This is a genomic window from Spirosoma terrae (genome assembly GCF_010435915.1).
Classification (GTDB): domain Bacteria; phylum Bacteroidota; class Bacteroidia; order Cytophagales; family Spirosomataceae; genus Spirosoma; species Spirosoma terrae.
This window is the reverse complement of the sequence record NZ_JAAFZH010000008.1, coordinates 186,640-201,009: the sequence shown is the minus strand read 5'-3', so window position 1 is coordinate 201,009 and position 14,370 is coordinate 186,640. Positions and strand designations below refer to the sequence as shown.

Annotated in this window: 14 protein-coding genes; 2 read left to right on the top strand and 12 right to left on the bottom strand. The window is 45.0% G+C overall.

All coding sequences use genetic code 11. From position 1 onward, the window contains the following. Positions 1-747: 747 nt before the first annotated feature. From GK108_RS18310 to GK108_RS18280, 7 genes are all read right to left on the bottom strand, one after another. Positions 748-1,107, bottom strand: a complete 360-nt coding sequence (locus GK108_RS18310; protein ID WP_163951723.1) for a helix-turn-helix domain-containing protein — start codon at positions 1,105-1,107, stop codon at positions 748-750. Beyond that, a complete protein-coding gene (locus GK108_RS18305; RefSeq protein WP_163951722.1) occupies positions 1,091-1,402 on the bottom strand; it encodes a type II toxin-antitoxin system HigB family toxin in 312 nt (103 codons plus the stop codon). The genes GK108_RS18310 and GK108_RS18305 overlap by 17 nt, the downstream gene beginning before the upstream one ends. Before the next feature lie 769 nt (positions 1,403-2,171). Then, positions 2,172-2,948 carry a hypothetical protein gene (locus GK108_RS18300; RefSeq protein ID WP_163951720.1) on the bottom strand — a complete coding sequence of 259 codons (777 nt, stop codon included), beginning with the start codon at positions 2,946-2,948 and terminating at the stop codon, positions 2,172-2,174. A 250-nt stretch (positions 2,949-3,198) separates the two neighbouring features. Beyond that, positions 3,199-3,849, bottom strand: a complete 651-nt coding sequence (locus tag GK108_RS18295) for a hypothetical protein (protein WP_163951718.1) — start codon at positions 3,847-3,849, stop codon at positions 3,199-3,201. Between the two features lie 11 nt (positions 3,850-3,860). Beyond that, positions 3,861-4,979, bottom strand: coding sequence for a DUF2971 domain-containing protein (locus tag GK108_RS18290; protein WP_163951716.1), 1,119 nt, complete (start codon positions 4,977-4,979; stop codon positions 3,861-3,863). A gap of 96 nt (positions 4,980-5,075) precedes the next feature. After that, a complete protein-coding gene (locus tag GK108_RS31495) occupies positions 5,076-5,654 on the bottom strand; it encodes an ImmA/IrrE family metallo-endopeptidase (RefSeq protein ID WP_163951714.1) in 579 nt (192 codons plus the stop codon). 11 nt (positions 5,655-5,665) lie between these two features. Next, entirely contained in the window at positions 5,666-6,013 is a 348-nt protein-coding gene (locus tag GK108_RS18280) for a helix-turn-helix domain-containing protein (protein ID WP_163951712.1), read from the bottom strand. A gap of 191 nt (positions 6,014-6,204) precedes the next feature. Here GK108_RS18280 and GK108_RS31095 point away from each other — a divergent pair, with 191 nt between their 5' ends. Beyond that, positions 6,205-6,372, top strand: a complete 168-nt coding sequence (locus GK108_RS31095) for a hypothetical protein (protein ID WP_170305404.1) — start codon at positions 6,205-6,207, stop codon at positions 6,370-6,372. 89 nt (positions 6,373-6,461) lie between these two features. Continuing rightward, positions 6,462-6,734, top strand: a complete 273-nt coding sequence (locus tag GK108_RS18275) for a hypothetical protein (RefSeq protein ID WP_163951710.1) — start codon at positions 6,462-6,464, stop codon at positions 6,732-6,734. A gap of 226 nt (positions 6,735-6,960) precedes the next feature. Here the strand turns inward: GK108_RS18275 and GK108_RS18270 are convergent, their stop codons facing one another. From GK108_RS18270 to GK108_RS18250, 5 genes are all read right to left on the bottom strand, one after another. Next, positions 6,961-7,497: a transposase gene (locus tag GK108_RS18270; protein WP_212592832.1), complete on the bottom strand. Its 537-nt coding sequence runs from the start codon at positions 7,495-7,497 to the stop codon at positions 6,961-6,963. Between the two features lie 53 nt (positions 7,498-7,550). Beyond that, on the bottom strand, positions 7,551-7,991 hold the full coding sequence (locus tag GK108_RS18265) for a helix-turn-helix domain-containing protein (protein WP_163951708.1): 441 nt from the start codon (positions 7,989-7,991) through the stop codon (positions 7,551-7,553). A gap of 136 nt (positions 7,992-8,127) precedes the next feature. Further along, positions 8,128-9,717 (bottom strand): S10 family peptidase, encoded by a 1,590-nt coding sequence (locus GK108_RS18260; RefSeq protein ID WP_163951705.1) that lies wholly within the window; start codon positions 9,715-9,717, stop codon positions 8,128-8,130. A gap of 140 nt (positions 9,718-9,857) precedes the next feature. Beyond that, positions 9,858-11,345, bottom strand: coding sequence for a S10 family peptidase (locus GK108_RS18255; protein WP_163951703.1), 1,488 nt, complete (start codon positions 11,343-11,345; stop codon positions 9,858-9,860). A gap of 33 nt (positions 11,346-11,378) precedes the next feature. Continuing rightward, positions 11,379-14,282 (bottom strand): tetratricopeptide repeat protein, encoded by a 2,904-nt coding sequence (locus tag GK108_RS18250; RefSeq protein WP_163951700.1) that lies wholly within the window; start codon positions 14,280-14,282, stop codon positions 11,379-11,381. Positions 14,283-14,370: the final 88 nt, after the last annotated feature.

Here is a 14,370-nt window from a genome sequence, read left to right as displayed (position 1 = left end):
AAAATATTCAGTCGTTTTTATATTTAGCCTGATAGTGGCCTTACTAGTAACAATTGACTTTGCCTTTGCGCAACGGCGTGGAGGAGGGATGCGGGGGTTTAGAAGCAATGCTACTTCGATTACTGCTAATCGCTCTAGAGGTTTCGGTAGGACTGCTACGAGTAATCCGCGTAGATATGCTGTATACAAGAAGACGAATGCTCGAACAGGGCAAGTGTATTATGGTAGAACAAGCGGTAGAGGCAGTACTCGAAGTATTGTAGCACGTCGGGACCGTAATCACCACATGAATAAAGCGGGCTATTCGAAAGCTGTACCAATTCGTAGTTCTACTAATAAAGCTGCCGTAAGAGGACTTGAGGATAAGCTTATTGCCAAAAATACTCAGCGAGGGAGAAACGGAAATGCCATCAGGGGTATATCGCCGAGAAACCCTAATCGTTCTCGCTATCATTTGGAATCCAGAAAATTGACCCGCAGGCTAGACTAGATCTTCAAATATATTTGCTTGTATTTTGATACTTGATCACCAGAGCGGATTGCCCTGGTGATCAAGTATCAAACCCTTAGGACCTTTGACAAGCCGTGTTTTAAATGGGCTACGATCTACAAATCGGTTTGGTCAAGAGGAATTAGCCCACCCATACTATTCAATGATCTCTATTATAGATTTACTTAATTATGCTTTTATATAAATATATAACAGACCCCTATAGAAGAATGCTTATTGAAACTGATGATATAAAGTCAATAAACCCCTATCAGACTTTCTGCCGGAATGTGAAGCATACTATTTAGCCGCCGGATCATCTCCAGACTCAGCTTTCGCTTACCACTTAAAATCTCAGATTGACGATTTCGGCCACCCAATATCTTGCTCAGCTCAGACTTAGCCATACCCAGCTGCTCCAGGCGAAAGTTGATGGCCTCGATGGGATGGGGAGGAGCAATGGGATAGTGCTGCGCTTCATAGTGCTCAATGAACAGCGTCAAAGCTTCCAGTTCATCCGATTCAGGCGAGTCGTCGACCAACTCCAGCTGCATCAACTCGTAAACCCTTTCCAAAGCCGATTCATACTCAGCCTCGGTCTTAATCACTTTTAGCATAGTTGACTGTTTTGACGTCGATCTTATCGTACTGGGCATGGGTACCGATCCAGACGATGAAGACGAGTTTCTTTTTGAATTCTATGTCGGCCACCAGCCGGTAGCTGTTACCCTTGATGTTAAAGACGAACCGCTTACCTGTAATTACGTCGGCCGTCGGAAAGGCCTCAATCACATCGCTGGGCTTCTCCCAGTTGGCGGCTAGCACTTCATGATAAAACGCTTCCAGGCTGGACTTGGAAGCTGAATAAACGTTGTAAAACGTAACCAGTGTCTTTTTGGCTATGATCCGCATTGGGGAGTAGCTTTAGTTTGATATTATTCATACAGCTATTTGTTTAACTGAGTTATTAGTAACTATCGGGCTGTTCCCGTATTGGGAACAATTATAAAACAAGAAAGTTCACCTCTGCAAAAAATAATCAGTTCTTTCATTAGTGTCGGGTCAAAATTAATTTGACTTAATTATATAATTATATAATTACTTAGATTGCAGATCTAATGAAAGTCACCTTAATCAGGTGAGGTATCAGGAGTTAAAAGGGACAAAAGAGCGACTACATATTGTCGCTCTTTTGTTTTTAGAACTGATCGGGCAAAATTGACCATTTTTAGGCCTATAGTTAAGCGATCTAGTTAAAGCCTAACAACAGTTCATCTTGCATCTTACAATGCCTTAAATCGAATATATGAGCGTCGCAGAATAATCACCCAATTCTTATAAATACATAATAATAAATGGTGACATCGCGCGGGCTCCCTGTTTTTTTATGGCAATTAGGCAATCTGTAGGCCAGACCAAACCGCCTACCCATTTTTCCGCTTCAGCCGCCAAACCTTACTTCATGCGAACAGGCACACACGCGATAGCGCTGTGCTCAACCCTAAGTGTTAGTGTGTGTATTGTTGGTTAGGTAGTCTTATCCATTAAGTATCTTAAATAATAGCGTGCCATTTTTGACATACGCGTTTGCTAATTTTAACATCCCCGTATGCTATTTTTTACATATAGTATGTAAAAAATAGCATACGGGGATGGAGTATGTCAAAAACAGCAATGTATATCAGATCACTCTGCTATAATGGCCAGCGAAATACTCTCCAAATGCATAGATAACACTATAGCCCCAGGGACTGGGATCGGGGTTTATATCGCTATTTTGTCCTGTTGAATAGCTTAAAAAATAAGATAATGGACTGCGGGGGACTTGAGGCAGTAATAATTTATGATCTGGGGAGAGCGTAGATGTTGAGTGACGGTTTAATACATCACAGAAAACAATAAACGCATGCTCTATGTATAAAACGTCGCCGATTGCATTAATCGCATTAGCGAGCTTTTTAATGTGTACTGGTGAGAATTTCAAAGTACCGCTGGCTAGCCTAAAAGGTTTGCCATTGCTTTTTTTAGTTAACTCGGCATTGTAAACATCTCGCCTGTCTTTGAAATGTTTTTCAAGTTTATAGGCCAGTTCTTTGGCTTGGTACTCTTTATAATTTGTTTTTTTGCTGGATTTCGATGGTGTAACATCTGCCTTAGGCTGTGCAGAAGCTAATTGTTTAAATAATTGGCTATGAAGGGAGATGTCTATTTCTTCACCTTTAGCATTACGAGTCCTATATATCTTTTGTAGGGTTGCCGGTTTGGCTAACTCTGCAAAATTGATTCGGTAGGCCCTGATTTTATTATCGTCTCGATCGCGGACAATTCGGGTAGACAAAATGCCCCAGCTGGTAAAGAGCTCTCTGAGTGAAGTAATACGCCCTCGTTTGATGCCTAATTCATAGCGTAAATCATTATCGGAGTGCGTCCATTCAACATTATTCTGGCAATGGAACACAAGGTATGGAACAAAATAACCCCATCGTTAGTAAGCTCTTCCAGGTTGAATTGCTCCCAGGTATTAAAGTTGATTTGTATTCCGATTGGGTATAAATTTACGCGGTCGCTCATTGTATGAGTTGCTTATGTACATAGCGGGATCGGTCGCCAAACTAAGCCCGCTCTACGGTCATTGAAGCCCTGCCACTGGTGGGGCTTTACTGTTTTCAAAGGTACAAATCTCTACCGAGCTAGTGCCAATTCATTTGTTAACTCGTAGCAACTTTGCCGACCTTCCGGATCGCCTGAGTCAAACTCCAGATCCGCATTCCACCGCCCTGATTGGCCTGTTCAGGGGATAAGAGTTTGTGGGCTAATTCCTCAAAGCGTGCGCTGTCTTCTTTGAGGAGCCTACGCAGCGTGGCCTGAGCCGCAAAGTGACTATCTTGGCGCTGATGGGTGATATCCAGACCGGTTACCGGGCAATAGCGGATTGGATTATAAGCTTCAGAAGACAATTTGCTGTGACTCGAATTAGGACTATCCGTGATTGACGGATAGGGGGTGCTCATTTGCGCAGGGGCTATCCGTGATCGACGGATAGGGAGTATGGCTGGCCGACTTAATCTATTCGTACTTGATGGATACTCTCTTAAAAGCCTGCCCAAAGGCTTTAGTGATCGTTTATTAGACTGATGCTTGTCGACCATTAATTCCAGTAAATTGACATCAACTAGGCGGGTTATTAGATCAGAAACTGTTTTAAGGTGCATAGCCGTAACCTTGCCTAACTCTTTGTTTGAGTCCTGGCAAATGCCATAAGTCTGTGCAGCTCGCTCGCAGATCCGTGCCAGCAGAATCTTTTCGGCGGGCGTTTGTTTCAAAGCCATTATCGAGGCCGATATCTGAACTCCTTCCATAGATTGGTTATTTAATAATCAGTTGGTAAATTTTCCCTTGGCTTCAGCTCCTGCAGTTCAACAGCATACTTACCCAAAACGGGATTGGCTTGGTAAAATCTTGCATTCGGATAGTTTGCTTCATGAATTATTTTCATGATTGCCTGTATATCGGATTCCTTGCATTTCATCCCAAAAATTATTTTTTTCAACGCCTTTTTGTCATAACTAACCTTCCTTTTTTCTTCCGCGTTTAGGCCAACCTGATAGATTCTAAGTTCCTTCTCATACTGCCAGTCAATGGCTTTGGTAAAAGTCATATTACCGATGGCGACTTCCGGCTTTTTATTGAAGTTGGTTGTAAAGAACCTGTCTGTGTAATACACGTCCAGAGCTGACCGAATAAGTTTATCAGCCTTATAGTCAAACTCCAGACATACACCCATATGGTTATAAGCGTAATGAGACCACATTAGGATGTTGGTGCAGCTTCTTGAGAAACAACAGATGCCTACATTTCGAACTGCCTCTTCCAAGGCCTTTTTGTAATGCTGCTTAATTTCATGAACTTGTTTGGGGGAAAGCTGCTTGCCATTGATCGTTTCCAACCTTTCTAGATAAGTCCTGTATTGCTCGTCATTGTCAGCAAAACCGACGAGGCTCATTGAACAGTCGAACGGGTCATTGAAATTGGATGGTCTGTTAAAATAGAAGTAGCCATTCTTTATAGAATCAAGGAAATAGGGATTAACAGTATAGTATTTATAGATTGAAGTAGGAAGACCAATTCTGACCCTAATTGCTTCAATTTCTTTCAGTACGTCCAGCTCATTCGTGGAGTCGGTACCTTCTTTTCGAATAAGAATCGGTTTATTGAAAGTGTCTCCAGGCTTTGCATTAAGGTCAATTTTTCCGATTACTTTCAAACCAGGTAATGTAGGCCTTTCTGACTTTTCGTCTGTTACTGGGTATGCAACTAGTGATGGGTTGTTAAATTTTTTAGCCAGAAATTCCAGCTGCTTCGTATTAACCTGATAATTGGGATTAACGTCAATTTTAAAGCCGCCTTCCTGCAAAGCTTTGGCTACTTTTCTTATTCCTTTGTTTAGAAGCTTAGCGACTAGGCTTAAGCGTTTCGAATTTTCTGACATGGTGTTTAACAATAAAGAAAGAGAGCCTTACTAAGACCCTCTCTAATGACAATATTCAATATATAATTATATAAATACTTATAAGCTCAATTGACATTATTGTCTTTCCGTTTGTAAAAGCTTCATGTCTTTTGATAGCCCCATTACATTGATTCTGTATTGGACCATCTGCCGACTAGCTACAAATTTTTTGGCAATTTCCTCAACAGTCATTTGCTCACCATGAACTGCCCAAGACAACGCTACTCTGGGCAACTGGAGAGTAGCACCTAGATAGAAAGCCTCCTGTTCGTGTCTTGGGTCGGTTGCCATCATCAAGGTTGGTAGCGGTCCTTTTACCGGCTGTGGGATCAGTGGATGTTTGCAGTAATAATGACCTATTTCATGCATTATATCGCTCTGTTGTCGGGACTGGCTACGTCTGATATTATGAATAATGACTGGGTTGCCTGACTTCTTGTAAATCAACATGGCGGACCAGTCATCATATGGTTCCCCGTCGTCAACTATCCCATAGTCATAAATCGACTTTATAGGGATCCCAAGGTGGTTGGCAAGCTTGAAAGCGCATAGCGGAGCATGCTTAGGCAGATTAAGAGCGTCACGCATGTTAGCGGCAACCAATTCGGCTTGCTCTTTAAATTCTTGATTCAGTAAGGGATGGTGTGGAGGCACGATACAGTAGATTAATCTTCTTGTGAATATGCAAGTTCTATAACCTTTACTAACATTTCAACCGTTTTGGGTTTCAGCGTTTTTTCAGCGCGCAGATGAGCAATGATCTTCTCTTGACTTGTGTCAGCTTGGACGGAAGTATTCGCTGGAATGACAAACGTTTCTGTTGGTTCTCCTAGCCATTGACATATTTTGATGAAAGTTTCAACATCTGGTACATGCCCCTGCTCTATTCTTGATAACGTTGATGGGCTAATCCCTCCGATTTCTTTAGCAACATCCCTAAGCACTTTCTCACCCCTTCGGACTTTTACCATATTTGATAATAAATTGGTATTCAGGTAACTGTGATCCTCCATGTGTTTTATATGTAAAAAATTTATATATTTTTTTTCATTGATGAAACTAATGGCGTTTCTATCACGTTTTATTAATAAGACAGGGATTCGATTTGTTGCTTAAACTGTACAAATCTACTAACTGTTTCTCTGCCTTACAAAAGATTACATTACGGGTACATTTTTTAAACTAAAAAGAAAGGAGGTGAAAAATGGCTGTAAACAAACCTACTGGTGATGGACGTCGAATTGGCGCTGTTCGCCAACGCTCGCAGTTTGAACATAACGGGGTATACTTCAAACGTAATGCTACAACCGGCCAGATTATGTCTGGCAAAAAAGATGGAACTCCTTATAAAGGAGTACGTCGTGAAGATTAAGTCTAAGAGCTAGTGGTAGAGAAAATACCACTAGCTCTACATAATGGAGTGGGCTTAAGAATTATTATCCATACTTGAATACTGAAACAATGAAAAACCGTACATATTTCTTTGGCGTTCTTATTGGAACAGCTGCATTTGTATACTTGGTTAGTTCGTTTCTGATCGCCACTTTCGACATCACTCGCTGGGAAGACGGGCATCGCTTCTTTGCTGTAGTAGCTTATCTATTCTTGGTGGTAAATCTTCTTGAATCGACTCCCTCCAAAAAATCGAATAAAGTTGTTAAAGCCGAAGAAGGTAGTCAGGAAGCTGATGTTCAGAAAAAAGAAGTAGAAATGAAGTTGGACAGTCAGTCTTAATCTTTGATATACCACGTTAAGGAATAAACTGTATTCTGGTTTATTTCCTTTATGGGCCACATCTAGTCAGATGTGGCTTTTTCTTTGTTAATCAATCCTCTCCTATTTCTGGCTTTTTTATTCTCCTTGCCCGTTTATTTGTTCGACGAGCCATTAGTTCAACTTTATTGGCTGAATATCTCGCATCCTTATTTCAATGTTATTGACAATAAGTAGTGCTCGATTATTAGTTTGCATTAAAAGCACTAAAATTGATCGTTAACTCTCGACCCACATTCGCTAAACAGCGATTTAAGGCATAAGCTAATTCATCGCTGGTCGAATAGTCCTCGGGTTTTAACCATCCCCCTTTTAGATGTCGCCATAGCGTTTCAGCAAGGTTGAAATGAGGACAATAAGTCGGTAAGAAAAATAGATAAAGCCCTCTGGCTTCCCAAATCGAACGCATCCCTTGGATGTAGCCCGCTGTGTGAATCCGAGCATTGTCCAACACAACCACTGTCGACCGATGAATCCTAAACGAGAGCTTATCCAGTTGTTCACCCACAAACCGAGCCGTGATGCGTTGCTGAGTAGTGGACCAATGCAAGCTATTTTGCCGGTTAATCAGCCCCCAAGAGTTGATTTTGAAGCCCTTTTGGGCCACTATATGAACATCTTCCTGGGGAAATTGCCAGCCATAAGGCACATAGCCTTCACTACACACATGGGTTTCGTCGCCATAAAACAGATCAATCAGCCCTTGCCCAGAAAGTTCTTCCAACTCCCTAAGTTGTTCTTTTTTGTAAGTATATATTACCGGATCAGGCTTTCCTTTTACCCGTCGGCGAATTCGTTTATATCGCCCACCAAGGTTTTTAAAAAGGTACGAAACGTAGACTCGCTGACGGGTTTGCTACCTTTTTGGCGAGTGGCTTGCCAGTCAGCTTTGGCCAGTTGGATACGCTGGCGGTTGGCTTTGACAGCCGCCAGCACGGCCTCTTTGTCCGCTATTTTATCCAGTAAGGGCTTACGGCCCCGCCCCGGTTTAATTTTTAGCCCTTCGATCCCATCATTTTTAAAGCGTTTTAACCAACTATTCACACTAACATGGCACATGCCCACGATCAGAGCCACGTCTTTCGAGTTACGGCCAGCCGCTTTGAGCAGGATGGCTTGGCAGCGCATGCGAAAGCTGTGGTTGTCGTTGCTCTTCAGTTCGCGTTCTAACTCAGCCTGTTGGGTGTTGGTTAGAACGGGTGTGTTTACTCGTCCCATGAGGGCAAGTTAGGAAATAATGCAAACTATTTCTTACAGACTACTTAGGAGTTTTGAGTTTATAGTTTTCAGTTTATAGTGGCTGAAGCGCCAATAACTTTAAACTGAAAACTATAAACTCAAAACCATAAACTGTTTAATACTTCGCTGGCTGATTTGGTTTTGGGGTTGATTTCTTGATGAAATCCCGTAGGTCGTCGTTCGACTTAACCAAATCTTCCTGACGCAGGTACATCATGTGGCCACTACGGTATCCTTTCCAATCCATCCGGGTTTTCAGTTTACCACTTGGGTCCATTTGCCACATATTGTACTGAGCCCCAAAGTAATCACAAGCGCCATCATAATAACCGGATTGAACCAGCAGATGTAGGTAAGGGTTCTGAGCCATTGCCTGACGCAGGTTTTCGCCAGTACGATCCGTATCAGCGCCCGTACGTGCCCATGGATGAACTGGTCCGAACATATAGTATTTCAAATCGGTCTTGTAGTTCAGGAACTCGCGGAAATAATAGTTGATCGGAGCCGCAAACGAGTGCAACCATGACGTTAATTCAGGTGAGTAATCAGGACGTTCGCCTGCATCTTCGCGGTCGATACCTAAGTAGCGTGAGTCAAGGCGGCCAACGGTATAACCTTTGTCGCGCATGAGTTCTTTCCAGAAGAAAGACGTCGGAATCATCAGATTATGTTCCAGAATCACCTTTTCTGACAAACCCGAGTAGCGGGCCACTTTGGTAGCAATCTGCTTTTTCTTATCAGCTTCCAGGAATCCGCCTTTTGCTAAAGCGGGCAGGAACTCATTAATCGTAAACTGCTCCACTTCTGGTAACATAGCTGTCAGGTCTTTTTGCTGAAGATCCTGAGGCAACCGCTTATGGAACCAGGCCGTTGCCGCATAGTATGGCAATAGATTTGCCGCACCAACTGGTCCTTCCCGGTTGATCCCCAGATCCGTTGGCGACACCAGAATCACACCGTTCAGATACATCCAGCTAGCATTCTGCAGCTCCAGGGCCAGGCCCGATACGCGCGTTGTACCGTAGCTTTCGCCAATCAGATACTTAGGCGATGGCCAGCGATTTTTACGGCTTACGAACACGTTCAGCCACTCAGCCAGGTATTTAATGTCGGCATTCACACCGAAGAATTTCGAACGTGGTACGTCTTTGTTGGCCATCCGAGAATAACCGGTGTTAACTGGATCGATATACACGATGTCAGCTACATCCAGAATCGAGTTCGGGTTGTCTTTGATCGTGTAAGGCTGTAATGGATAACCTTCATTATCAATGTTCAATAGCTTTGGTCCCGTATAAGCGAGGTGCATCCAAACAGACGCCGTTCCAGGTCCTCCATTGAAGGAAATAACCAGCGGGCGAGTTGTCCGATCTTTTACGTCCGAACGCTCGTAATACGTATAGAATACACCAGCAACAGGTTTCCCGTTTTCATCCCAGACAGGCTGTGTACCAACCGTAGCCGTATAGGGAACGCGTTGTCCTTTGATGGTCACAGCGCTGGATGTGGTTACGGTCGAATCCATCGGCAACGTAAGGTCACCGGGAGCCGGTTTTGACGAAGCGGCACTCGATGCTGGGCGAGCAGGCTGTCCTTCCGCAGCGGGTGCAGCGGCTCCGCGCTGGCCCTGTCCGCGTTGCCCCTGAGCAAACGATAAGGAGCCGGTTGTTAGCCCAATAATCAATAAAATGGCAATCCGTTTCATGTAATAGTTTGGTAGTTGTTTAGTTGGTTCTATCCTTTTTGTGTTTTCAGTTTATAGTTTTCATGGGGCCGCCCGAGCGGTAGCTGACGCATCAGCAATTCGCTTGCGTCAGCCACTATAAACTCAAAAACTGTAAACTTTTAATACTTCGCGGGCTGATCTGGCTTCGGCAATGTCTTCTGAATGAAAGCCCGGATATCGTCGGTTGACGTGACCATGTCTTCATCACGCAAGTACATCATGTGGCCTCCCCGATAGCCTTTCCATTCCAGTCGATTTTTCAGTTTTCCGCTCGGATCAATATGCCACATATTGAATTTAGCATTGAAGTAATCGGTGGCGCCATCGTAATACCCTGACTGAATCATTACGTGGAGATATGGATTCTGAGCCATTGCCTGACGCAGGTTAGCTCCTGTACGATCGGCATTGGCCCCATCGCGATCCCAGGGGCGAGTTTGCCCAGCAATGTAGTACTTGAGGTCTGTTTTGTATTTGAGGACCTCGCGCAGGTAATAGTTGATAGCGGGCGTAAACGAATGTTGCCAGGACGTATATTCGGCAGCATAGTCGGGCCGGTCTCCAGCCTCCTCGCGGTCGATACCCAGATAACGAGAATCAAGGCGGCCAATCTGATACCCTTTATCACGTAGCAATTCTTTCCAGAAGAAAGACGTCGGAATCATCAGGTTATGTTCCAGAACAACCTTTTCCGACAAGCCTGAGTACCGGGCAATTTTAGCGGCCATCTGTTTTTTCTTATCGGCTTCCATAAAACCACCTTTTGTTAAAGCAGGCGCCAGTTCGTTGATCGTAAACTGCTCCACTTCGGGCAGAACCGCATCAAGGTCCTTCTGCTGAAGGTCCGACGGAAGCTTCTTGTGATACCAGGCTGTAGCCGCATAATACGGCAAGAAGTTAGCTGCTTCGACTGGGCCGCCCCGCTCGATACCCAAATCGGTCGGTGATACCAGAATCACGCCATTCAGATACATCCAGTCGGCATTCTGCAGCTCCAGTGCCAGACCCGATACGCGCGTTGTACCGTAGCTTTCGCCGATTAGATACTTCGGTGATGGCCAGCGATTTTTACGGCTTACGAACACATTGAGCCACTCGGCCAAATACTTAATGTCAGCGTTGACACCAAAAAACTTGGACTTTGGAATCGAGTCGTTAACGGCCCGTGAAAACCCGGTATTGACAGGCTCTACGTATACGATATCAGCCACATCCAGAATCGAGTTCGGATTGTCCTTTATACCGTATGGCTGCAACGGATAGCCTTCGCTATCGACATTTACCTTCTTAGGCCCCGTATAGCCAATATGCATCCAGCAGGAAGCCGCACCGGGGCCGCCATTGAACGAAATAAACAATGGCCGAGTCGATTTGTCGGCTACGTCTGACCGTTCGTAATACACATAAAACAACGTAGCGATGGGCTTTCCGTTTTCGTCATAAACAGGCTGGTTGCCAGCCGTTGCGTTATACGGAACAACCTTTCCTTTGATCGTAACCTGATCTTTGGTCGTTACGTCACCATTCAGTTTCAGCGTACGATTCTGAGCAGTAGAAAGGGTCAGGGCAAGGCAATAAAAAAGGAACGTGGTAATCGTTTGTTTCATAAGCTCAACTTTACAGTGGTTTTGTCATGAAGTTTAATCTAATTCAGCACTCTTTCCGGGTTTAATATCTAGTTGACTGGCCTCCGCCACTAAGCCTTTCAGCTCTGTTTGTTTACCTGCCTGTTTATAAATACCTGCCAAACCAGCATAGCTCTGTAAGTTATACGGATTAAGCGCCAGCGATTTTTTGTAAGCATTTATAGCCTCATCTGTTTTGCCACCTATTGCATTGAGGGTTCCGCTGGATTGCTGGGCCGCCGACTGATAGAGCGACGTTCCCTTGGTAGGTAAGCTCTTGAAAAGTGTTTCGGCATCGGCCAGGCGGTTAGCCGTTGCCAGCAAACGTACCAGCCGTTGCTTACCCAGCGGATCGAGTTCCGATTTTTCAGCAACAACCTTATCCAGATAATACGTCAACGAATCTGGCTTATTCAGTTTGGCATAACTCTCCGCAATACGCAGATCAAAATCAGTACGTCCGTTTTTGCTCGCTTCCAGAATTCGCTGCACCTGCTTCATGGTTTCGATGCAATCCTGATAACGACCGTTGGCCAGCAATGCATCGGCGTATAAGCCGCGTAACTGATAGTTTTGTGGTCGCTGTAAAACCAGTTTGTTCAATACGTCGAGTTGGTCGGCATAACCTAACGTAGCGCGCTGAGCAGCGGCAAATGCTTTTGCATCATCGCGACGGTCGCGCAGGTACGTAGATACGTCAGGTCCCGTACTGGCATACTCTTCGGCGGCCTTGATGGCCTGACTGATTTGTCCATTCTGGAAGAACATATCCCGCAACTGGATGGCTACGGCCGCGCGCGTCTGATAATCCTTCTCCAGATCCAAGGCTTTCTGATACCAGCGGGCCTGCGTAGCAATCAGATCGTTCAGGCTCTTATCGGGTGTATATTTAGCTTCTTCCAACTGGGCATAAGCCGCATAGACTGGCGCATAATTGGGATCGATAGCTTCAGCCGATTTAATGTAGCTCAGCGCCTTGTCGAAATCGTTCTGCTGCTGTTTAAGCCGGGCATAGGCTAAATACGCGGGTTGGTATTTATTGTCATACACTAAAGCCGTATCCAGGTATTTGCTGGCCTTGTCGGCATCGGAACGCGCTACCCGATTGCTCATATTGAGGTACACCTGCGCCCAGTTCGACGCCATTACGGCATGATCGCCGTTCAGATAAGCCCGCTCTTTCTTGACCAATGCATCCAGAAACTTATACATCTCAGGGTCACGCGATTTCAGTTCTGCCGTGATATTCATCGACTTGAAATCGAGCGGATGGACTTTCACTTTTTCAAAATAGGCCGGATACGTCTGCGCAAAATACTCAGACTCGTTGTTCTGCGAATAATAATCCAACGTCAGTTGCTTTTTCATCGCGTCGTAATAACGCTCCCGAATCTTCCGGTTTTCGGCATCGGTCAGTACGCGGCCATGAAACAGATGGACGTATTCGTGCAATACTACGTTACGTTCCTCATAAGCCCCCCGCTCTACGTATTCAATATCGGCAGCACCACTCCCTACCCCACGAATGTCCATCCACTGCCGATTATCGAACGTAGTGGTATAACGGAACTGCGGAGATCGCATCGTCAGGGCCAGATCAATATGGAGCGGAGAAACCGCAAACGCATTACCCTGCTTCGACAGGAACGGGAAATAGACAACACTGGTGTACATCTGATTCCAGACCATCGCTTTAACCCGGTCGCCGGGGAAATAACTTAGATCAGGGAATACATTCGCGAAATTGTCGGGATCTTTTATTTTCGTGGTTTTCAGTACGTTCGTAATCGAATCGTAGGTCATCAGATACGGTATTCGTTTCGATTTGATGACAGCCGATAGCCCGTTATGCGCTGGGCCGTAGTGTTTTTTCTTATCCAGGATCGACACAAATGTCTGCTGTGCCGAATCCAGATTCGCCTTGCGATTGGGCGTTTCGAAATCGCTGTAATACAGCGAACCCCGGTGCATGGCGGGCAATACTGAAGTCGGGTATTCTTTTTCGATCTTATACGTAACGGCTACGGCATCAGCCAGGCGCTTGTCGTGGAACAGCTTATCGGCTTCTCTTAATTTTTCCCGGATTTCTTTCTCGTTTTTGTCGGCATAATCCGCAAACGTCAGATTCGTATGCCCATTTCCCCAATGCCAGTGTGTCTGAAAATGGAGCGGATTAATGTCCAGCGCCAGTTGCCACTGCGCGGCCATGTCATTCAATTGAGTCGCATCGACCCGGCGCCAGATAGCGTATCCATAACTGAACCGGGCATCGGCATTGAGCGGATCGAGCGTTAATGATTTTACCAGTGGCGCTTCCGCTTTTTCAGGGTGTTGATCCCAGAAATACACATTGGCTTCCAGCTGGTAGGCGGCAGCCAGTTTCGGGCTCTTTTTCTGAAGCTTCTGCGCCACCGATAAGGCTTCAGGGTATTTCTTCTGGAGCATCAGGGCTCTTCCTAACACAATGGCCGTTTCATCGTCGTTTGGATTGGCGCCCAGCAGTTGTTTACACTGTTTTTCGGCATTCTGAAGATCCCAGGCTTCAATAGCCAGCAACGCCTTCAGCCGTTTTCCCCACGTACTGTTTTTATCAGCGGTCAACGCGGTTGTTACGTCCTTTTCAGCGGCTTTAAAGTCGTTGATCAGCCAGTGATACTCAGCCCACAGCAGCGACTTTTCAGCGGCAGTTAAGCCCTTATCCGCCTTTAGCGCATCGGTAGCCTCTTTCCAAAGTCCCAGATCCAGCATTCGTTTCACAATGGCGGCCTTATTGGCTTTTGCCTGCTGAAATTCACTACGTGTGACAGTACGTGTTTTCTCCAGCAGTTCATGAGCAGCTTTTGTATCATTAGCCGGTTGGGCCGATACGATGCCCGTAATATATAGCAAGAGTATAGGAAGGCAGGATAACTTCAGCATGATCTACTGATTAGGAATAATTAGTTACCGATGGTCAATACAAATTAGACAATAATTTTCCGTATGACTTCCAGCCGATAGAACAGGA